General features: G+C 34.0%; 20 protein-coding genes. 7 read left to right on the forward strand and 13 right to left on the reverse strand.

Going from position 1 to position 22224, the window contains the following annotated elements; genetic code table 11:
* The first annotated feature begins 85 nt into the window (after positions 1-85).
* Both GCQ56_RS16350 and GCQ56_RS16355 read left to right on the forward strand, forming a co-directional pair.
* Entirely contained in the window at positions 86-1120 is a 1035-nt protein-coding gene (locus GCQ56_RS16350; RefSeq protein WP_152735609.1) for a glycosyltransferase family 9 protein, read from the forward strand.
* A 108-nt stretch (positions 1121-1228) separates the two neighbouring features.
* Positions 1229-1894 carry a glutathione peroxidase gene (locus tag GCQ56_RS16355; RefSeq protein ID WP_255473233.1) on the forward strand — a complete coding sequence of 222 codons (666 nt, stop codon included), beginning with the start codon at positions 1229-1231 and terminating at the stop codon, positions 1892-1894.
* A gap of 29 nt (positions 1895-1923) precedes the next feature.
* Here the strand turns inward: GCQ56_RS16355 and GCQ56_RS16360 are convergent, their stop codons facing one another.
* The 12 genes from GCQ56_RS16360 to GCQ56_RS16415 form a co-directional block, all read right to left on the reverse strand.
* The gene (locus GCQ56_RS16360; RefSeq protein WP_152735610.1) at positions 1924-2811 is read right to left on the reverse strand and encodes a diacylglycerol kinase family protein; all 888 of its coding nucleotides are present in this window, start codon (positions 2809-2811) and stop codon (positions 1924-1926) included.
* A gap of 61 nt (positions 2812-2872) precedes the next feature.
* Complete coding sequence (locus tag GCQ56_RS16365; RefSeq protein ID WP_152735611.1) at positions 2873-4783, reverse strand: LTA synthase family protein; 1911 nt, start codon at positions 4781-4783, stop codon at positions 2873-2875.
* A 153-nt stretch (positions 4784-4936) separates the two neighbouring features.
* Complete coding sequence (locus GCQ56_RS16370; protein WP_152735612.1) at positions 4937-6283, reverse strand: 4Fe-4S binding protein; 1347 nt, start codon at positions 6281-6283, stop codon at positions 4937-4939.
* A 63-nt stretch (positions 6284-6346) separates the two neighbouring features.
* Positions 6347-6727: a hypothetical protein gene (locus GCQ56_RS16375; protein ID WP_152735613.1), complete on the reverse strand. Its 381-nt coding sequence runs from the start codon at positions 6725-6727 to the stop codon at positions 6347-6349.
* An 8-nt stretch (positions 6728-6735) separates the two neighbouring features.
* Positions 6736-7731: a GDP-mannose 4,6-dehydratase gene (locus GCQ56_RS16380; protein WP_152735614.1), complete on the reverse strand. Its 996-nt coding sequence runs from the start codon at positions 7729-7731 to the stop codon at positions 6736-6738.
* The gene (locus tag GCQ56_RS16385; protein WP_152735615.1) at positions 7728-9455 is read right to left on the reverse strand and encodes a glycosyltransferase family 39 protein; all 1728 of its coding nucleotides are present in this window, start codon (positions 9453-9455) and stop codon (positions 7728-7730) included. The genes GCQ56_RS16380 and GCQ56_RS16385 overlap by 4 nt, the downstream gene beginning before the upstream one ends.
* Positions 9456-9461: 6 nt before the next feature.
* A complete protein-coding gene (locus GCQ56_RS16390) occupies positions 9462-10097 on the reverse strand; it encodes a lipid-A-disaccharide synthase N-terminal domain-containing protein (RefSeq protein WP_152735616.1) in 636 nt (211 codons plus the stop codon).
* The gene (locus GCQ56_RS16395; protein WP_152735617.1) at positions 10097-10825 is read right to left on the reverse strand and encodes a glycosyltransferase; all 729 of its coding nucleotides are present in this window, start codon (positions 10823-10825) and stop codon (positions 10097-10099) included. The genes GCQ56_RS16390 and GCQ56_RS16395 overlap by 1 nt, the downstream gene beginning before the upstream one ends.
* A 72-nt stretch (positions 10826-10897) precedes the next feature.
* On the reverse strand, positions 10898-12154 hold the full coding sequence (locus GCQ56_RS16400; RefSeq protein ID WP_152735618.1) for a HAMP domain-containing sensor histidine kinase: 1257 nt from the start codon (positions 12152-12154) through the stop codon (positions 10898-10900).
* Positions 12155-12270: 116 nt separating this feature from the next.
* Positions 12271-13524, reverse strand: coding sequence for a HAMP domain-containing sensor histidine kinase (locus GCQ56_RS16405; protein ID WP_152735619.1), 1254 nt, complete (start codon positions 13522-13524; stop codon positions 12271-12273).
* A gap of 3 nt (positions 13525-13527) precedes the next feature.
* The gene (locus tag GCQ56_RS16410; RefSeq protein WP_152735620.1) at positions 13528-14211 is read right to left on the reverse strand and encodes a response regulator transcription factor; all 684 of its coding nucleotides are present in this window, start codon (positions 14209-14211) and stop codon (positions 13528-13530) included.
* 67 nt (positions 14212-14278) lie between these two features.
* Positions 14279-15361 (reverse strand): serine hydrolase, encoded by a 1083-nt coding sequence (locus GCQ56_RS16415; protein ID WP_193323817.1) that lies wholly within the window; start codon positions 15359-15361, stop codon positions 14279-14281.
* 143 nt (positions 15362-15504) lie between these two features.
* Here GCQ56_RS16415 and GCQ56_RS16420 point away from each other — a divergent pair, with 143 nt between their 5' ends.
* Together GCQ56_RS16420 and GCQ56_RS16425 are read left to right on the forward strand one after the other, a co-directional pair.
* The gene (locus GCQ56_RS16420) at positions 15505-16842 is read left to right on the forward strand and encodes a YihY/virulence factor BrkB family protein (protein ID WP_227006092.1); all 1338 of its coding nucleotides are present in this window, start codon (positions 15505-15507) and stop codon (positions 16840-16842) included.
* Positions 16843-17012: 170 nt separating this feature from the next.
* A complete protein-coding gene (locus GCQ56_RS16425; protein WP_152735622.1) occupies positions 17013-17255 on the forward strand; it encodes a zinc-ribbon domain-containing protein in 243 nt (80 codons plus the stop codon).
* Between the two features lie 48 nt (positions 17256-17303).
* Here GCQ56_RS16425 and GCQ56_RS16430 read toward each other — a convergent pair whose 3' ends face one another.
* Positions 17304-18017, reverse strand: a complete 714-nt coding sequence (locus tag GCQ56_RS16430) for a hypothetical protein (protein ID WP_152735623.1) — start codon at positions 18015-18017, stop codon at positions 17304-17306.
* A gap of 152 nt (positions 18018-18169) precedes the next feature.
* Here GCQ56_RS16430 and GCQ56_RS16435 point away from each other — a divergent pair, with 152 nt between their 5' ends.
* The 3 genes from GCQ56_RS16435 to GCQ56_RS16445 all read left to right on the forward strand — a co-directional run bounded on the left by GCQ56_RS16435 (position 18170) and on the right by GCQ56_RS16445 (position 21913).
* Positions 18170-19519 (forward strand): sensor histidine kinase KdpD, encoded by a 1350-nt coding sequence (locus GCQ56_RS16435; RefSeq protein ID WP_152735624.1) that lies wholly within the window; start codon positions 18170-18172, stop codon positions 19517-19519.
* 2 nt (positions 19520-19521) lie between these two features.
* Positions 19522-20196: a response regulator transcription factor gene (locus tag GCQ56_RS20655; RefSeq protein WP_152735625.1), complete on the forward strand. Its 675-nt coding sequence runs from the start codon at positions 19522-19524 to the stop codon at positions 20194-20196.
* A 154-nt stretch (positions 20197-20350) separates the two neighbouring features.
* The gene (locus GCQ56_RS16445) at positions 20351-21913 is read left to right on the forward strand and encodes a M81 family metallopeptidase (RefSeq protein ID WP_152735626.1); all 1563 of its coding nucleotides are present in this window, start codon (positions 20351-20353) and stop codon (positions 21911-21913) included.
* The last annotated feature ends 311 nt before the right edge of the window (positions 21914-22224 follow it).

Here is a 22224-nt window from a genome sequence, read left to right on the forward strand (position 1 = left end):
ACAAATTGATTTTTCTAAATTTGCCATATCAATTTTTATAATTCAAAGAGAGTTGAATAATTTCCAATATATAGATCGAAATAAAATGCCTAAAAAATTCTTAATAATACGATTCAGTTCCATTGGTGATATCATTCAATGCATGACAGTAGTTGATGGTATATTGAATCATTATCCTGATGCTGAAATTCATTGGATTGCAAGGAAGGATATGTCTTCATTTCTGGCTATGGATCAACGTATTCATAAAGTATGGGGATTTGATCGTAAAAAGGGATTTAAAGGTTTATTAGCACAAGCTAAGCAACTAAAGGCTGAGAAATTCGATTTTGTATACGATGCACATTCAAATATTCGATCAATAGTTTTAAAAACGGTGTTGGTTCCCCGATGGAAACGTTGGTTTGGAATCGGACCAAAATTTACCATGAGAAGTAAAGATCGAATCAAAAGAATATTGCTTTTTAAGTTTAGAATCGATCGATTTCCAATGCCTTTTAAGGGAATGCGCTCTTTTAGAAAACCTATGGAAAAATGGGGAATTGATGATTATTCGAAAGTGAATACCAATTGGTTTTTTCCAGAAGAATTGAAAGAGAAAATGGATGCCAATGTATTCTCCAGTTTAAAGGGAGATAAATCTAAATTGGTGACTTTGGTTCCATCTGCTGCTTGGATTATGAAACGTTGGCCCGTATCGCATTGGCAAAAATTGGTGAGCCTACTTCCTGATTATAATTTTATGATTTTAGCGGGCCCTGATGATGTCTTTTGTAGTGAAATTGAAAAGGAAGCACCTGAAAAAATCTTAAACTTAGCAGGAAAAACCAATTTGTTGGAATCCTGTTATCTGACTCAAAAATCGAATTTGGTGATTTCTGGAGATACAGGATTTTTACACGCTGCCGATAAATTTAATGTAAAGGCATTATCCTTAATGGGACCAACCGCTTTTGGGTTTACAACTGGAGATCAAATTAAAACTTTGGAAGTAGATATGAAGTGTAGACCTTGTTCTAAGGATGGCTCAGGAAAGTGTAAGATGAATATTTATCAGCAGTGTATGGTAGATATTACACCGGAATGGCTTGCTAAAGAGGTAAAATCAGCCATGATTTAATTTTGCATCATCTCACATTTAACAGATAATTAAGTCTTTATTTCTTGCTGATCTGACTTATTGTTTTAAATTTGTATCGCACGCGATAATAATTGAAAAATCAATAAGATGAAAAAACTAGCTTTAATAATGTTACTTGCAATGGGCTTTATGTCTGTACAAGTTCAGGCTCAAAACGAGAAAAAGAAAGAATGCAAAAAGGAATGCTGTTCTAAAAAGAAATGTTCTTCTGAGAACTTGTACGGCTTTAAAATGGCTTCTCTAACAGGTGATGAAGTTGATTTGAATAAGTATAAGGGAAAAGTAGTCTTAGTGGTTAATACTGCTAGTAAATGCGGTTTAACACCTCAGTACGAAGGTTTGGAAGCCATGTATAAGAAATACAAAGATCAGGGACTTGTAATTTTGGGTTTTCCAAGCAATCAGTTTTTAGAGCAGGAGCCAGGTACAGCTAAAGAAATTGCAGCATTTTGTGAGAAAAATTATGGTGTAAGCTTCCCAATGTTCGATAAAATTGAGGTAAGAGGTGAAAATGCTCATCCACTTTATAAAATGCTAACCAGCCAAAAACCATTTTTGGGTTTCGATGATTCAGAGTCAGGACAGAAATTCAAAGGCTTTTTAAGTACCAAATTTCCTGAAATCTATAAAGGTGATGGTGTGAAATGGAATTTCACAAAATTTCTGATTGATAGAGAGGGTAAAGTAGTTCAACGAATTGAACCAAATATAACTCCTGAGAATATTGAAGATGATGTAAAGAAATTATTATAAGAGAAAAGAGCTCCTCTGGAGCTCTTTTTTTATGTCTTAGACTGAGAGAAAATGTTTAAACTTTTCGGATCTAACTTCAGTTTAATGGTATTGCCAAAAATTACTGGTTCACCATCAACATGTCCTAGTTTAGAATTTTGATAGATGTTAATTTCATCTACAATTATTTCTTTAAAAAGTGATGAAGAATTTATTCGTTTCGAAAAAACAGCAATTGCCAAAGCAGGAATTTGATACCACTTTGGCTTTTTAAGAAGACAAAGATTCAGTTTTCCATCATCAATTTTTGCATTTGGAGCAATGTATGCATTGTTGCCAAATTGTGAGGAGTTACAAAAACTAAGCATCATACCTTCCTCAATACTAGAGATATTATTGTTTTTAAGCTCAAATCGTTGTGTTTTGAAAGTTCTGAAACATTTTAACGTCGCTTTTATATAAGTGCTCAATCCTCGGGAATTCATCTTTTCAAATTCGTGAGAAATTTTCGCATCGAAACCAATTCCACCAACATTCACAAATCGATACTCGTTTGCCGATATTGTATCCACTTTCTGGATGTTAGCTTTATTAATCCATTGAATTGCCTTTATAGGATTCATAGGAATTCCAAGATGCCTAGCTAAGCCATTTCCCGATCCACATGGGATTACAGCTAATGCAACAGGAGAAAAGACTAGTGCTTTCGAAATCTCATTTATAGTTCCATCTCCTCCAACGGCAATTACCGCTTCATATCCTTTTTTAATAGCATCTTTTGCCAATGCATAGCCATGTCCGGCATATTCAGTGCGAATGTAATCCGCATTAAATTTCTTTTCATTCAGATATCTTTTGAATAGATGTTTGATCTGTTTTTGTCTGCCAGTTCCAGAAACAGGATTGATGATAATGAGTGTTTTGTATGTTGTATCCATTGCAAGTAGAAGTTAAAAAAATCAGGAGTATTACTTGTATAAAATACTCCTGAAAATTTAATTATTGAGCAAAATTATATCCTTTATGATGGAATAAATAACTCGCTGTTTGATAGTAGGTAATTGCGTCGTAAAGTTCTACTTTATCAATTTCAGAAGCTTCTTGTTTCATGTTATTTACACGATAAGCTTCTGTACGTTTTGTTGGCAGTTGAACTGTTAGTTTATTCTCTTTTAACAATCCTATTTTTTGATAGGTTCCAATTAGAGCTCTGTTAGGATCCTCTAGAAGAATATCTTTCCCAAAGAATTTCGATGTGTAATCCATATTCAATAATCCCAGAATAGTAGGAGCAAAATCAATTTGGGAACACAATGAATTATTTTCTTTGGCTTTAATTATTCCTGGAGCGTATATCATAAAAGGAATGTGATATTTTTTAACTGGCAGTGATGTTTTTCCAGCGCTAGAAGCACAATGATCCGCAACAATTACAAAAAGTGTATTATCGAACCATTCGTGTTTTTTTGCTTCACGAAGAAATTTTGCAATGGCAAAATCTGTGTATTTCACAGCGCCTTTTCTACCTGAATGAGAAGGAATATTGATTTTTCCGTTAGGATAGGTATAAGGGCGATGATTGGAAGTAGTCATGATAAAATTGTGGAATGGTTTACCTTCTGAATAGGCTTTATCAGCGACTTGTGTTGCTTTGGCAAACAAATCTTCATCGCAAACTCCCCAGGCATTTTCGAAAGTGATTTCATCCTTCTCAAAATTCTTTTTATCAACAATATTATAACCACTGTTTCCAAAAAAGTAATTCATGTTGTCAAAATAGCCATTACCTGCATATATAAAATTGGTATCGTAACCTTTCGATTTTAAGATATTACCAAGCGTAAACATGTTTTCATTGTTAGGACGTTTCACAATAGAATATCCTGGTGTTGGAGGTAAAGAAAGAGTTAAAGCTTCCATACCACGAACAGTTCTTGTTCCGGTTGCATAGAAATTGGTGAAGAATAAGGAGTGTTCTGCGATGGTATCCATATTGGGAGTAATGTTATGCTGACCTCCAAATTTGGTAAAGAATGAGCCGCTTAAACTTTCAACGGTAATCATCATTACATTGTATTTTTTATCCTCCCCAGAATAGCTGATTTCTCTTCTTACATCGAAAATATCATCGCTGATAAATTCACTATTCGATGTTTTAAGTAGTCTTCGTAAATTGGTAAACGCTTGTTTGTCATCTATAGAATGATAAAAGGCTTTATAATCTAACTCGTTATTGCGGAATGCAGAGAAAATTTGATAAATTCCATTGTGAGCCAATTCATTGGAATAGGTATTGTCTTGTATTTCAGCTGAAGTTTTATCGATGGTTAAGAATGCCAAAATTGGGAATGCCCAAAGAACCAAACTAATTGTAAATCGGGATACAAATCGCGACTCTGAATTTATGGTTTTATCGAAATGCTGTTTCACAAGAGCAAATATTCCTCCTGAGAGAAGAAGCATACCCATAATGATAATTGGCATAGGATACGATTCCTTAATGTTTGAAATCACTTCATGTGTATAAACCAGGTAATCAACAGCAATAAAATTGTACCGAACGCTGAATTCTTCCCAGAAAAACCACTCACCAATACCTGAGAATACTAATATTCCTATACTTATAATAAAGAAAGCGTATGATATCCAGCGGTGGATTTTGGAATTAAAAATTTTATCAGGAACAACTAGTAGATAGAATACAAAAGGAATGATAAAATAGGAGATTGCTACCAAATCGTAGAAAAGCCCAAATGAATAAATTTGAAAGAATCGAATGAGATTTAAATCTACATTCTGAAAATCTTGAATCAATAAAATAGTCCTTACCAGAAAGGATAAGGCTAGAAAAATAAAACTGAATATAACCAGTCCGCCATAGCGACTGCGTAGGATGTTACTGAACTTCATATTTTTTGAATTGTGGGATTTGAAATGTGATTCAAAAAAAGAGTTCATTTCTAACAAAAATCTAACAAGCGCTTAATTGGCTTGTGAAAGAATATTAAAAAAACTTAAAAGCTCAGCTTTAAGAAAATTGCAATGAGCTTTTAAGTGTTTTATTTATAAGATTATAGATGTGATAGGACCAAATGATAATAATATGAAATGGAATATGATCAAAAGATAAAAAAACCATTTGTTTGAATCATTGGAGTTTAGTTTTTGATATGAAAGCCAACTAGCATAACAAAGTCCACCAACACCTAGTGCGATTACTAAAACATTCAACCACGATATTGGATTAAGAATAATTTCTTTGTTTAGAAGGCGAGTTGCATAATACATGCCATCGGGCTTTTCAATGGCATATTTCCAATAAGGAATTCTGGAACTTGTTTTTAGGAGTGCTTTAAAAACATGACCAAAAGCTACCAATGGCAGAAGGTGTATTGCAATTTTTTGCAAATAATATTTCCAGGATTGATTTCCTAACAATTTAAGTATACCTGATGTTATCAAAAGAAACAAAAATGGAACAAGTATGAAGAGTACAATTGCTTCGAAGAATCCATTAGGAATATTCTTTATGGCTAAGAGTTTTTCTAGGTAGACCGGAATGGAACGGATGATAGAATCACTTATCTTCCAACTTGAAAGTATTTCATAACAAACAAAGCCAAGCAATATCATTAGCATTCCAATTTCAGACCAGGTTAACTGACGAGAATCAAATTTTAGATAGGAATTTGGAATGTTTTTTAAGCTGATGTTATCCTTTGTACAAGATTTTACGCATTGAGTACATAGAATACAAGTTCTGTTATCAGAAATACAAGCCGGGTACAAATTCGAAGTACACGATTTTCCAATTAATTTGTAATGATTGGCTTTATCAATACAATCCTTGGTTTTACATGTATTGCATGTGTCTTGATTTTTAACTCTTAAGCCAAATCTGGAAAGTAGAGAATACAAACCCAAAAGCTTCCCAACTGGGCAGAAGTAGGAACAGAATGCTCTTTTCTCAAAAACTAAAGCTAGAAGAACAGCTAAGCCCATTAAGAAAAGTAGATAGAAAGCCATTCGATTCGGGTAGCGATGAATTCCCCAGGTATGGATGGCTACAATTGCTATCAAAGCATATAGAATGGTAATCATCCATCCTGATTTAATGAATTGAGGAACTTTTATTTTTAAGCCAATGCGGCTTGTAATTGCAATAAGTAATTCAATAGGGCAGATACTGCACCAATGTCTGCCAAAAAATACTGCAGTTAAAACGATCAGCGGCCACCAATACGACCAGACAATTAAATTGGATAAATTTGTATTTCGTAAATATTTGGCAAGATCTCCATTGTCAGCTGTAACGTCAATACCTCGAATAATCAGAAAGATAAAAACAGTAAGAGCCAGAATTTGAAATACAAGAGGATATCGTTTGGATCGATATAATTTATTAATCATGTTCTTTTTTTAATAATTAAATAATGAGTTTTCGTTCCTTAGAACGTGTTAAACTTGATGTATTTAATTATTAATAGGTGGTGATTTTGAGGAATAATTACGAATAATACAAAGGAATAAACTAGCCGTTTTATTACGAATAAAAAATGTAGTGACCAGAGTGTTAGGTACACTTTGTTTGGTCACATTCGACCAAAGTATTCCCAATTCAGGAACAATAGAGGAACTTAGAGTATTTCCTTCAGAAATCAGGTAAAGATTGGCATGAATACTTTCTCCTTTATTTCCATCATTACTATTAGAAGTTGAATCAGGAAGTGTTGAAAAATCAGGGATAACAATTCCTTCTATTTCCTTATGACTGTGTGGAATTATCTTTTCGCCAATAACCGAACAGAAAAGAAGTATACAAAGAAATGCTATTTGTCTGATTTTAAATCTCATTGATTAAACTAGGCTACGGTAAGAATAGATTTTTTTTGAAGAAACCATTTTACAAAGGTTTCGATACCATCTTCAAACGCAACTGTAGGAGCATATCCAATAAGATTCTTGGCTTTTGTAATATCTGCATAAGTTTGATTCACATCTCCGGCTTGCATTGGCAAGCGATTAATATTTGGACAGATTCCTGATTTTTTTGCAATGGTTGCTATCATATTATTCAGGTTGATGGGATAACTATTTCCAAGGTTGATGGTTTCAAAAACTTGTGAATGATTGAAAAGGTAATCGCAGCAGTTCACAATACCTTCAACGGTATCATCAACATAGGTGTAATCACGAGCACTTGTACCATCTCCAAAAACAGGAATGGATTCGGAATTACTCATTAATTTCATGAACTTGTGAATTGCTAAATCGGGACGCTGACGTGGACCAAAAACGGTAAAAAACCTCATGTTGATGATATCCAATTGGTAAAGGTGATGATAGCTGTGATTCAAAACTTCGCAAGATTTTTTCGAAAATGCGTAAGGAGAAATTACATTATCAACATTTTGTTCTTCGGTGAAAGGAACTGTTTTATTGTTACCATATACCGATGAGGAGGAGGCAAATGCAAGTTTTTTGATATTTTTGGTTCTCATAAAATCCAACACATTGCGAGTTGCGGTAATGTTACTATCGATGTATCCTTGTGGATCTTCAATGGAAGGTCTTACACCAGCTTTACCAGCCAAATGAACGATTAGTGATATGTCTTCAATAATCATGTTTAAAGTTCCGCTTTGGCATAGATCCAATTGGTAGAATCTAAAAGCTTTATTCCTCTTAAAACCTTCCATATTTTCCATTTTTAACTCAATGGAATAGAAGGGATCAAAATTATCGACACCTACAACTTGATAGCCAAGTTTTAGAAGCTTTTCACACAGGTGAGAACCTATAAATCCGGCACATCCTGTTACCAGGATACTTTTTGAATGATTGTACGAACTTTTCATTTTGACTTCTGTGTAAGTAATGATTGTTTGATGATTGAATCACTTTCTGACAAGACTTTGATGGGAGTTATTAGCGTAGCATATTTTTGAAAGTGAGGTTTATTTCTTTTTTTCCCTTGGTGATATCTGTTGTAATCGAAATGATCAATAGTTTTGAAATTAATTGATTTCAACTGATCATTGGATAATAAATCAGTTACTGGTTTTGTCGAAAAGACAACGAATGGTTCTTCCTGAGGAATGTAAATATTGCTTTCAAAATCCCACTCTTTGACCTCTTTTCCTGCCTCATAAACCAATTCTATCCTAAAACCAGGCTTTCCAATACTATAATAGTTTAGTTCCTTGTATTGCGTATAATTATTAATCTCGGAGAGGTTTTTAAAATCAGGATTTTGATTTAGAAAACCTTTTAAATTTGGAATAAGAAATACAATGGGAATGCACATTAATAGCACAGAGTTAATTAGGAATTGTCTTACATTTTTATTGATCCAAGTCAATAAGAATAACACAAACAGCAATTCAGAACTAATTGTAAACAGGGTAAATTCAGTAATTGACAATTGATTTTCATTAAAGAAAACATGAAATACGACCATAGGTAAAGCAAATGCAATAATGGTAAGAGTCCATACATTGATTCCAAATATCCAGAGATCAGAAGTCTTGTTTTTCTTTTCAGAGAATACTTCATACAAATGTTGGATCAGTTGTCCAGCTAAAATTGCGGATGGAATTAAAACAGGTAGAAGGTATCTGTCTTTTTTCTCAGGAATTAAAGAGAGCAGAACCACTGAGCTCAATGTCCAAATCAATGCAAATAGGTATTCTTTTTTATTCCTGAGATTTTTCTTGATGATTGGAAACAGCAAAGCCGAAAAAATTAAAACAGTCCATATTCCTGTTTGAATTGGAAAGTTCCAGTAGTAATAAAAGGGACGAACATGACGATTCATCCATGAACCGGATTCCAATTTTGCAACAGCAGCTGCAGAATCGGCGTGAGCAACAGAAATGTAAACTGGCCACCAAAAGCTGATAATTGCAAATATGAGTACACACAAGAGCAGTGGCTTCCAGTTTTGGATTAAGCTTTTGCTTTTGTAAATCCAATAATAGGCAATAAAAAAGGGAATGAGAAGAGCAAAAAATGCCACCGGACCTTTACTCAGAAAGGATAATCCTAACAGTACTCCTGCAAACGAAAACTTACCCATACGTTTACATTTATAATTTTGCAGGGCATTGAATAAGATCCAGATGGCACCAAGCATAAAACTGTGACAATAAATATCCCAGGTGCCTGTTCTACTCATATATAATACATAAAAACTCGATGTTAATATCAAACTATTGGTGAATGCCTGGCTCTTTTTACCAGTAAGATCCATGCTAAATTGATACATGAATAAAACTAATAGGCATCCCATAATGCCAGCAGGAAAGCGAAGCATTGCCAAATCAGTCATTCCAAAATAAGAACCGAACATAGCAGTTATCCAGGTTGGAAACGGTGGCTTTGCCAATCTTAATTCACCATTCATGCTAGGAACCAGCCAATTTCCTTTTTCAATCATTTCTCGCGCAGTTACAAAGTTCCTGGCTTCCATAATATTTACAAAAAAGCTCTCATTGAAGAGAAAAAATGTGATGTAGCAAAGAACGAAAAGCAATAACAAATGGATTTTTGAATTTCCTTCGAATAAGTGATTTAACTTCATGATGATTTATGCTTTAAGATTCAAGTTGGAATGTCTGATTAGTGATATATTTCGGGCATAAACTACAATTCCAAAACCTTGTCCGATAAATAATACCGGGTCTATTCTGTAAATGGCATAGGAAAGAATCATAATAGAACCAAGAATACTGATGATCCAAAAGCCAATGGGTAAACATGATTGCCCTTTCTTTTCGGAATAAATCCATTGATATACAAATCGAAAAGTAAATGTCACCTGACCGATTATACCCCATATCATTAATGCAATCGGGATATCTGTGTTGTTGAATAACTTCTGGTAATGAAGATCCCAATTTGACGACATCAATAGGATTGCTACAAAAGGAGTGGCAAGTGCTATAATCCTTGTAATCACTGGAAGTTTTTTCCATTGATTTTGCAATTGCAGGTTTCTAATGTAAATAGAGTAGGCAATGATTTGTCCAAGAATAATTGCAAAATCATCTCGAAGTAATCCATATACAAAAAGTAGCCAGGAAGCGAGAATACTCAGTTGCCAAAAAATAGCTGGAGATAAGGATAAGCCTGCTTTTTCAGATTTAATCCATTGTACCAGTAATCGGGCTGAGAATAGTGCTTGCGCAAGAAAACCAATGGCATAAATATGGAAATTTTCCATTATCCCTGATTTTGAATTTCGTAATTGATGTATCGTTTTTTCATCCATCTGTAGGCAAAGCAATCCTTGAATGGACCAATCATTCTATTGAAAAGATGGTACTTGGCTTCACCGGCAATTCTTGGATAATGACGAACAGGAATTTGTTTCATTTCACCATTTTGCAACAAAATAAGAGCAGGAATAAAGCGGTGCATACCCGTGAAAAAAGGAATTCGCTTGGCATATTTGGTTTGTAAAATCTTAAGAGGACAGCCCGTATCAATGGCTTTGTCTTTGGTCATGAATCGGCGAAAGCCATTGGCTAGGGTCGAACTCATGTTTTTGACAAAACTATCTTTTCTATTTTCACGATAACCTGTTACCAGTGCATAATCGTGACGGAACTCCATAAGAAAATCAAAGTCGAAAGGAGTGGTTTGCAAATCAGAATCAATGTATCCTACAAATGGTGTGTCAATACTATCGATTCCTGCTTTTATGGCAGCGCTTAAACCTAAATTTTTGTGCAATTGAAGAAATGAGAATCGATCTGATCTTTGACAAAAATCCTCGATCAAATACTGACTTTGATCTGTAGAGCCATCGTTTACAAAAAGAACTTTTGATTCGTATTTAGATTCTTTAAAATACGTTAGAAATTCCTTTCTTACTCTTTCCAGGTTGTCCTCTTCATTAAATACAGGGACAATAATCGTTAACTCAAATTCTATTTTCGACTTGTACATGGGGTAGTCTGTTAAATACTCTGTTCCTACTAAAAACATGAAACAAAGGACTAAAACAGATCTAACAAAAATCTAACAAACCGGGAGTTGAAATGTGAAAGTGTGTTTAAAATTCTTAAAAGAGTAGTGGATATCCATATGGTAATGGTCGGTAATCTTTTTTACAATGGCTAAACCAATTCCTGTAGATCCAGTACCATCACTTTCTTTATAAAATCGGTTGAAAATTAGTTCTGGATTACTGATTGCCTGTTCTCCAAAATTACTGATGGATAATTCCTGTTCATTTAGAATGATATCCATTTGCTTTTGTTTTGGAGAATGCTTGATGGCATTGATTAAAACATTTTGGATCCAAAGAGTAGCAAGCCGTTTATCCATAAAGAAAGAACAGTCTTTATTTACAATGAGATTTACCTTTAGTTCTTTGTCTTCAATAACTTCCTGATAGAATTTAAGTTTTTCAGAGAATACTTTTTTTATACAAATTTTTTCATTGTCGTCGAACTGACCATGATCAATTTTAGCGAGAAGTAGAAGTGCTTTGGTAATACCCGATAATCGATCAGTTGAGACGAAAATTTCGCGGATGGATTGTATCGTATCTTCAGACAAATCATTTTTTGAGAATAGAGCCTCACATTTATTTCGGATTATAGCTAATGGGGTTTGCAATTCATGAGCAGCATTTGCTGAAAACTCTTTAGATGCTTGATAATCCTTTCCCACACGATCAGACATTTTTACCAAAACTTGGTTTAAATCATCAAATTCATCAATGTTAGTATGAATAAGTTGTAATTTATTTTTTGAAGTAAGAGAGTAGTTCTTAAGTGTAGTCAGATTGTTTTTGAAATCTTTCCAAAGACTTTCACTCATGTACTTGTTATAATATAGCATTACCAAAAATATGCTACCAAGAAAAAAACTAATAATAGGAGTTATATCGACAAATAGTTCCCAAAAACTTTCAGCAAGGTGGCGATGTACAATAAGGTAATTTGTACCATCAATCTTAGTGGAAAATTTGTATTCTCTAAATAGATCCATGGTTTGATCTTCTGGATCAAACATGATTGTATCTTTAAAAATACCTGGAATATTTTTGTGAATACCTATAATGTTAACAGAATATGATGGTGGAATTTCAGGGAAATGACCATGATTTTTAATAATATTACTCACCTCCATAGCACCATATTTTAATTCTTTATCTGTATCTAATTTTGCGATATGAGAAATAAGTGAAATGATGATTAAATCGGCAATTAGAAATACGTACAAACCATATCTAAAATAGTTTTTATTGATTTTAGTAATAAGTTTCATATTGCGATTTTATCAATTTGATGTTGGAGATATTTGTCTTTTCAATAGTTTGAAATGAATAAGATTATTGTCTTTTAATAAAGAATAAAAAACCTAAGATCTACTCAAGTATAAATTCAGTTAGGTAATTTGAAATTGAACTTATGTTTGTCTTCTTCAAAAACATATTCGGATTTAATCTTATAATGATCGGCTATTTTTTTAACTAATGCCAAGCCAATTCCTGAGGAATCAACTTGTTCAGACTCTTTGTAAAAGCGATTAAAAATTTGTTCTGGATGTTGAATTGCTTTTTCTCCAAAATTTGAGACTGATAACGAATTGTTATTAAGGTTAATACCAATTTCTTTTCCATCGGGAGAATATTTTATGGCATTAACAATGATATTTTGAATCCAAAGGTTAACAAGTCTTTTATCCATGTGAATGATACAGTTGCCTGTCGATTGAAAGTTGATTATCAATTTTTTATCCTCGAGAATCTCATCAAAAGAATCTATTTTTGATTTTATAAATTGATTCAAGATAATTTCTTCGTTTTCATTGAATTGTCCGTGATCGATTTTAGCGAGTAAAAGAAGGGCTTTGGTTATTCCAGAAAGTCTATCTGTTGAAACATATATTTCTCGAATAGAGTCGATTACTTTTTTGTCTAATTCTGTATAGGAAAATAAATCTTCACATTTATTTCTAATAATGGAGAGCGGAGTTTGCAATTCATGTGCGGCATTTGCTGAGAATTCTTTTGATGCCAGATAGTCCTTTTCCAACCGATCAGACATTTTTGAAATTACCAGGTTAAGATCATCGAATTCTTTTATTCCTGTTTGATTTAATTGCAGTTTATGCTCTAAACTGAAAGAATATTGCTTTAATAATTCCACATTTTTATTGAAAGTGCCCCAAAGCATGGAATTCATTTTATGTGTGAACAGGAGAACTAATAGAAAGATTAATCCCAATACTGTAGAAATTAATACTGTAAAAAGAGAAAAGATATCATCGAGCTCCATTAACATTAAACGAGTAATAATTCTATAGTTTTTGCCATTAATTGATTTGTACAATTTGAATTCTCTATAGGGAACTAATTCATCGTGATTTGCTTCATAAATCAAGGTATCCTTTGTTGAATTCTTTCCCAATTCAGAAGAAGAAATTTCTTCAGCGATATCGGTTGGATAAATACTGTGAAATTCGCCCTTATTTTGTAAGGTTTTAGCAATAACCTCAGCTTCCAATTTTAACTGTTGATCTAATTCATCCTTTAAAATAAAATTACTCATTAGAATAATCACAACATCAGCTACTAAGAATACCAGTAGTCCATACTTGAAATAGGTTCTGTTAATTTTGGAAAGTAATTTCATTGTTTAATGAATTTCTAATTTGTAGCCAAAGCCGTGAACAGTTTTGATGTAATTATCACCAGTATGTTTCTTTATTTTTTTTCTCAGACGATTGATATTGGTATAAATAAAATCTGAATTGTCCATGAATACAGAATTCTCTCCCCAAACATGTTCGAATAAACTTTCTTTGGTGAGTACCCTGTTTTTATTTTCGAAGAAATAAAGCAATAAATCATACTCTTTACGACTAAATTCTACTTGTGTCCCCGATATGCTAATCGAATTATTTAATGTATCAATTGATATGTCTTCGAATTGCAAATTACAATTGTCGTTTGGGCTATTGCGTCGCAATAACGCATGAATTCTGGCATTTAGTTCAGACAAGTGGAATGGTTTCACCAAATAATCATCTGCTCCTAAATTCAATCCATCTACACGATCTTCCAGTTTATCGCGTGCAGAGATAATAATTACGCCGGTTTGATCCCAAATGGATTTGATAAAAGGAATGCAATCCAATCCATCACCATCGGGTAAGCCCAAGTCCAGTAAGACGATGGGATAAAACTTTTTATCGAAAAGCTGTTTTGCTTCTGATATTGTGGAGGTGCAAATACATTTAAAGCCTGAAGAATTCAAATAGTCAGTAACGATTTTTTGCAAACTCAAATCATCTTCAATTAGTAGAATCTCTTTATTCATATGGGGTGAATTTAAGATTAGGAATCAATTATCATGCAAATAAACGAGAATTTGCTGCAAATCTTGTCTAATCCATGAACAGATTGGCAATATCATGACTAAAGCTATTGAATCGAACGTTCGAAAGATTGGTTAACACCACTACACAAATCTCCTCTTTTGGATAAATAATCATGTGTGTAGTTGCACCTATTGAACCACCAGAGTGTCCATAGAAATAATGACCTTGTCTATCTGTTCCGCTTGCCCAACCAATGCCATATTCTGTCTTTGTTCCATCTAAGGTTTGCTGAGGACGTGTTAATTCATCAATCTGCTTTTGACTTAGATATCCAACTTTGCTGTGAGCTTTTGCAAAGCGCATGATATCTTCCGATGTAGATAAAAAGCCACCACCAGCCCATTTAATACTATTGTCAACAAATGGTCCATTTATAATTTTATTGTCTTTTGTTCTTTGATAGAAACCGGTTCTATTGGTAATGATGCTATCGGTATGATCGGCAGTTGTATTGTGCATTTTTAATGGATCGAACACATGATGTTGCATATAGGAAAGAAACTCTTCACCCGAAGCTTTTTCAACTATTCTACTCAACAAATTCCATCCGTAACTTGAATAGTGATATTCTTCTCCTGGATAGGAGATAAGAGGATCATTTTCGAATATCTCTAAAGCATCATCGATATTATCGTAGTGTTTGGCACTTAAAAACTCATTGCCATTGTAATGGCGAATTCCTGCCAGGTGACCAGCTACCATTCTACTGGTGATTTTTGCTTGTTTTTTAGGGAAATCAGGCAAATAAAACTGAATGGAAGAATCAAGTTGTAATTTATTTTCATCCCACAATTGAATGAGTGCATCGGCACTTACAGGTTTTGAGATACTTCCTATTCTAAACTTGGTGGTAGCAGGATTAACCTTGGATTGAGATTCCAAATTTCCATAACCAAATCCTTTGGAGAATACATTCTTACCTTTTACCGAAACGGTTATAGCTAATCCTGGGATTTTATTTTTAGCAATAAAATCATTTGTTAATTCAATGGCTTGTTCAAAAGGTTTAGCAGACTCATTTTTTTGACTTTGACATGATAAAACAAGAAGAACAAGTAGGCATGCCAGAAATGATTTTGTGAATTTCATAAGTTTTGATTTGGTGGATGATGAGTTAAAATTATAAAATAATTCAAATATCATTGCACTGATTGAGTCAAGTTTAGCATTTGCCAAATCCTCTGCTTTTAACTAATTTGCGAACTATAAAATCCATCATAAAAACCATACGGATGAGTAAAATTCGCAACAATTTTGATTTGGTAATGAATTTCCTGAGTAGGGGAGTTTGGAATATGCGTTTGAAAGATTTATCGGGACACCGATATTTCCTGATTCGTCAATTGCGAATTTATCTTCTGGCAGTAAAGGGTTTTTATGAAGATAAATGTCAGTTGAGAGCTTCTGCATTAACCTTCTATTCCATTTTATCTGTTGTTCCAGTTCTGGCAATGGGTTTTGGTATTGCCAAGGGATTTGGATTGGAAAGAATGATAGAAAACGAGCTTAAATCGAGTTTATCGGGACAGGAGGAGGTTTTGAATTGGATCATTGAATTTGCCAATAAAATGCTCGACAATACCAAAGAAGCTTATATTGCCGGTTTGGGATTTGTTATCTTGTTTTGGTCGGTGATTAAAGTATTGAGCAATATCGAGGAATCGTTCAACGATGTTTGGCGAATTAAAAAGTCAAGAACCTGGGGGCGCAAGTTTAGCGACTACACGGCGGTAATGATTTTTGCTCCAATTCTGTTGATTGGTTCAAGTGCAGGAACCGTATTTCTTAAGACCATGATTCAGGAGGTGACTCAAGGGAATACCTTATTAGAAACAGTTGGACCTTTTCTAACTTTCTTGATCAATCTGGCTCCTTACTTTCTGGTTTGGATACTATTTACCTTGCTGTATACTTTCATGCCTAATACACATGTGAAGTTTAAATCGGGTTTAATTGCAGGGATAATAGCCGGGACAATTTATCAGATCTTCCAAATATTGTATATTGAATTTCAGGGAATGGTGACTACTTACAATGCGATTTACGGTAGTTTTGCAGCTTTGCCATTGTTCCTGATGTGGTTGCAGTTGAGTTGGCTGGTGGTGTTGTTTGGTGCTGAAATATCTTTTGCCGAGCAAAATGTGGAGAACTATGAGTACGAGGCAGAAACCACCGAAATATCCTATGATTACAAGCGTTTGTTGAGTTTGTATGTACTGCACCAGATTGTAGATAATTTTAAACAGGATAAAGTTCCACTTCATTCTCAGGAGATATCACATCGGTTGGAAATGCCAATCCGATTGGTGAGGGAGATTCTTTTTAATCTGGACAGTGCAGGTTTGATATCAGAATTGACGACTGAGAAAGACAAGCAAATGGCTTATCAGCCGGCTTTTGATATCAATCACATGAGTGTGAATAAGGTGATTGATGCCTTGGAAAATTCAGGATCGGATAAGATTCCAGTTCTGGAAACGGAAGAGTATGCTGATTTAAAGTTGATTATTGAAGAGTACAGGAAGTCATTTTCTGTTGATGGACGTGAGATTTTGTTGAAAGATATTTAAGCAATAGTGTCAAGTTACAAGCTACTAGTAACAAGAATCAAGAAAGAGAATATTTTATCCGGAATGATTATTTGGTGCTTGTATTCAGAATTACAAATAAATTTCAAATAGCAGAATGTCACAGGGATCTTGAAACTGGAATCTTGCTACTTGAGACTAAAAATTAATATATGATTTTCATTTTTGGAGCAAACGATAAGGTTGTTGAACAGCAACAATGCAGAACGCAAGAACATTGTTACCATTGCAACAATACTACCAATTGGATTTTAGAAAAGAATGCAACTTATGCCAGTTTCTTTTTCATATCTGTGTTTCCTATTAAAACCCGTTACATTCATTACTGTCCGATTTGTAAGAACGGAAATCAGATGAATCAGGATGAGTACAATTGGAAGAAAAATAACGGTTAAATAGTTAGCCTGACGACAATTTAGAATTTCGCCAGGCATAAACATTTACTATTTGATTATTCGATATTCACCATCTTTTAATAGAGGCAATCCTATTTCTACTCTTGCTTTATTTGTTTCCTGTAGATCTCTAATTATAGGAGGAAGAATGGATTTACTTTCATTATCGTATTGTTTGTTAGTTCCATATAATTGTGGTTCTCGTAAGATTTTTGCCTGCATATTATCATAGAAGTTGGCAAAATCTTTAGCTGGCATGCGTCCTGCTTTTATTTCGTGTAAAAATAATTGGGTATAAGATTCCTGGTAAAGTTTTACATCCCAATCCTTTGGTGGATGCAATAACAAAAGCACTTGCAAGTAATGTTTCTCTTTTAAGATTGATTTTGGCAAGTAGCCATAAGTATTCAACATCCCCCGAAGTAGTAAATGATTCTCGAAATCCAATCGATGTTGTAGTTGCCATAAAGAATCCGAAATATGTTTATCCAAGGATAATTTAAGTGAGGATCTGTAAGTCCATCCCTGCTGTATGCCATAATTATCGAATACAGAATCAATTTTTGCGATCACATCATCATCCATTGTTTTATTGGATAAATAGTTTCTATACTTTTGATCATTCTCTGAGATTTTCTCAGCAAGTTGATGGAGGTATTTCTTCTCATCATTGCTAAAATCACTTTCCTTAATTAAAGTTTGTCCCAAGCATGAATAGCATTGAGTTATAAGAAGGATGGTAATCCAATAAATTCTATTCATAGTTTTTAATTTATTTGTTATTTGGTAAAGGAAAGAAGTTTACCTAGATGGTTTTTTTATTAAAATGCGAAGATGATTTAATCAATACTTAAATAACTTAATGAAAACCTAACAAGTAATAAGTTGCACTTAAATATTTCTATTTTTGAGGTATGATTCCATCTAAAACCCGCTATTCTTTATTGAGTTCCGTTGCCTTTATAATTATGGTTTTACTAATAATTATACAGGTTCGTTGGTTTACTTCAGCTATTGATTATCAACAAAAAGAATCGCATCAAAAATTGAATCAAATTATTCCTGACATAGCTCTTGAAATTAATGGTATAAACCATACTTTATTTCATAAGCATGGTGTTAAAACAGAAGATTTACCTAAAGAAAAAATTGAGAATAAGATTGATTCAGTATTAAAGTTGAATGGGTTTGATAAACAGATTTATTATGCGATATATCAGGCTGATACAGATGGTATCTTTTTAAGTAATACCGATGAATATCAAAAAGAGCTTTTACGATCGGATATAAAATCTTGTTTAAGTAGTATTATATCTTTTTCGTTTGCTGAGGATAATAGAAAAAGAAAAGGTGAACGCGATGAGGAATTCAACTCAAGAATAATTAAACAGTCAACCTTTCAGTATTTTAGCCCGGTTATAGGGATAAATCAATCAAAAGAGAGTGATTTATGGCTGTCTTTATATCAAGAGCGACAATTATCTAATGATATAGCCTCTTTGTTAGGACAGTTTATTCTAAATATATTGCTGCTGATCATCCTATTTATTTTACTAGTCTATTTATTGAAATCATTGGCAAAGCACAAGAAGATGAGTCAAATAAAGAATGACTTTTTCAATAATTTGTCTCATGAATTTAAATTGCCTATTGGATCAATTCGATTGGCTTCGAAAGTATTGCGACAAGCTACCAATGAAGAAAAAAAGAATTCTTATCACAAGATTATCGAAAACGAGAGTGAGTTACTGGAAGAGCAAGTAGATAAATTGCTACGATTTTCGATGTTCGAAAATGAATTCTCATTTAAAGAGAATCAGGAATTAAACCTTCATGAGATTATAAAATGTATTCCCGAGAAGTTGAAAATACTAATCGAGAAGAATAATGCAGAGCTTAAATTAGATCTACAATCAACAGAAACGATACTTGTGGGCGACAAGGACATGCTTATCAGTAGTTTCGTAAATATTGTGGAAAATAGTTTGAAATATTCGGAAGAGGGAGTTACTATTACAATAAGCACAAGTTATAAAGCGAAGCAAAGAGTTATAAGAATTATAGATAATGGTCCTGGAATAGATCCTAAGTTTGAAAATCAAATATTTGATCGTTTTTTCAGAGCAAATCAGGAAAATCAATATCAAGGAAAAGGATTTGGAATTGGTTTAAGTTATGTGAAAAGTATTATAGAAGCGCATAATGGAACTATCAAATTGTTGAATCACTACCCTAAGGGATGTGAATTTGTCATTAATTTATAAGTATGAAGCGGATATTATTATTGGAAGATGATCGAAGTTTTGGATATATTTTATCTGAGTATTTATCTATGCAAGAATTTCAGGTAGTTTGGGTTCAAACAGGAGAGGAAGTTTTAAAAATATTGGAAAACGACAATTTTGACTTAGCTCTTTTGGATGTAATGCTTCCAGGAATCGATGGATATGAATTGGCTAAAATCTTAATGAAAAAACATGATGATCTACCATTTCTATTTCTTAGTGCTAAATCATTGAAAATAGATAAGCTAAAAGGATTTAAGTTGGGAGCGATTGATTTTATTACAAAGCCAATTGATGAAGAATTATTAGTTGCAAAAATCAATGCCATATTAAATCAAGCTAAGAATAGTAAAGGTGAGGACAATTCTATAGAAATAGGCTGTTATGAGTTTAATCCTAAGTTGTTTCAATTAAAATATAAAGAGGAAATTATAAAACTAACTGCCAGAGAGTCTGAACTGTTATTGATGTTATGCGAGCATAAAAATAATTTACTTTCGAGAAAGAAAGCATTGAATGAAATCTGGGGAACAAACGATGAGTTTAATCGGAAAAGTATGGATGTATTCATTTCTAAATTGAGAAAATACCTGAATAAAGACAGAAGCATTACCATTGATAACATACATGGGAAGGGATTCATTTTTTCATGCTAATATTGATTGTACGATAATGGCTTAAATTTATAGTTTAATCTATCTGTCAATTCCTATTATTGATTATTTTTACCTGAGATTTGATTACTTACAATTGATTTGTAAATATCAGGTATCCCAAAAGCCAAATTGACAATACCTTAAATTCAAATTAATGAACAGATCTGTTATCTGTGTTTTCATGCTTTGCGTAATGATGCTATCATCGTGTACACAAGCGAATAAACAAAAGAAAGACCTTCCGAAAATCGCTATTGCTGGATTTTGGATAGAGTCCAGTACTTTTTCTCCTGCCAGAAGTGATGTAAATTCCTTTAAACAGTTGCGAGGAGATGAAATATTCAACTATTACCCATTCTTTGGAGTAGATTCTAGCTTAAGAAAAGCTGCCAATTGGTTTCCTACACTTCGTGCAAGAGCAATCCCAGGAGGTATGGTTACTAAGGAAACTTACGAAAGCCTGGTAGGTGAGATTCTTGAAAAGTTGAAGAAGAATATGCCTTACGATGGATTGTTTTTAGATATCCATGGAGCGAGTAGCGTAGAGGGAATGGATGATCCGGAAGGAGATTTGATCACTCGTATTAGAGAGGTAATAGGAACTGAATGTATGATCTCTACCAGTATGGATTTGCATGGAAATGTAACCCCTGAATTGGTAAAGCATACCGATTTAATTACCTGTTTCCGATTAGCTCCACACGAGGATGCTATGGAAACAAGAAGAAGAGCCGTTCAAAACCTCTTGGATCGCTTAGAAAGTGGAAAAGGGAAACCGAAGTACAAAGCCTGGGTTCCTGTACCAGTTCTTTTACCTGGTGAGAAAACTAGTACCCGAATTGAGCCAGGAAAGAGTTTATATGCCAAAATTGATCCTTTGACACAGACTGATGGCGTAATTGACGCTGCCATTTGGGTGGGTTACGCCTGGGGCGATGCGCCAAGAAATACAGCAACAGTTACCGCTTATGGCGATAGCAAGGAGGAAGTTGCCAAAGCAGCAGAATACCTGGCAAAAAGCTTTTGGGATGTTCGTGAAAAGTTTGAGTTTGTAGCACCTGTGGCTAATTTAGAGGAGTGTTTAAACAAAGCAATTGCCAGTAAGAAGCAACCCTTTATTATTAGTGATATGGGAGATAACCCAACGGCTGGAGGAGCAGGAGATGTGACCTGGACATTGCAGGAAGTACTGAAAAGACCTGAGTTTAAAAAAGCTGATGGTCCTTCGGTGATTTATGCCTCGATTCCGGGACCTAAGTTTGTGGAGAAGGCAATTGAATTGGGTGAAGGAGCTATGATTGAAGCATCGGCAGGAGCAAATGTTGATGCCAGATATGCCGGACCAGTGATGCTGAAGGGTAAGATTGAAAAAATACGTCATGGCGATAAGCATGCGGAGACTGAAGTGGTGGTGAAAGTGGGAAGTGTACATGTAATTGTTACCAAAATCCGTAAGCCATATCATCATGAAGCCGATTTTACCAATTTAGGACTGAATCCGCGCAAGACGGATATTGTAATGGTGAAGATAGGTTACCTGGTGCCGGAACTGTACAACATGAGAGGTGATTGGTTGATGGCACAAACGCCAGGTGGAGTAGATCAGGATTTGGAGCGCATTGGCTACAAGAGAATCAAACGCCCGATGTTTCCTTTGGATGGGGATATGGAAGATCCTGATTTATCAGCGAGAATCATTCCCTTATCGAATGAATAGAATGCAATAAATAAGATTTAGAAGAGACGTACGGTGGTACGTCTCTTTTTGTTTTAAGTAATGTCTTTGATTTTGTCCTCAAGCCGGACGGGCTCTTCATTTTTGGCTTGACCCAAAAACGAAGCAAAAAGCTCAAGGCTGCATTAAAAAGATCATGATTCTTATTGCAATACTTAAGTACGGTCGGGTGATATACTCTAGTAAAATCAAAATTTTAAGCCACATTTTTTGAGGAGCTATTATTAATATTCTTTTCTCTAGGGTCAAGGCATATATAATCTCGGCTATATGGTACTTTACTTTTTACTACG

This window comes from Marinifilum sp. N1E240 (assembly GCF_009295825.1).
GTDB lineage: Bacteria > Bacteroidota > Bacteroidia > Bacteroidales > Marinifilaceae > Marinifilum_A > Marinifilum_A sediminis.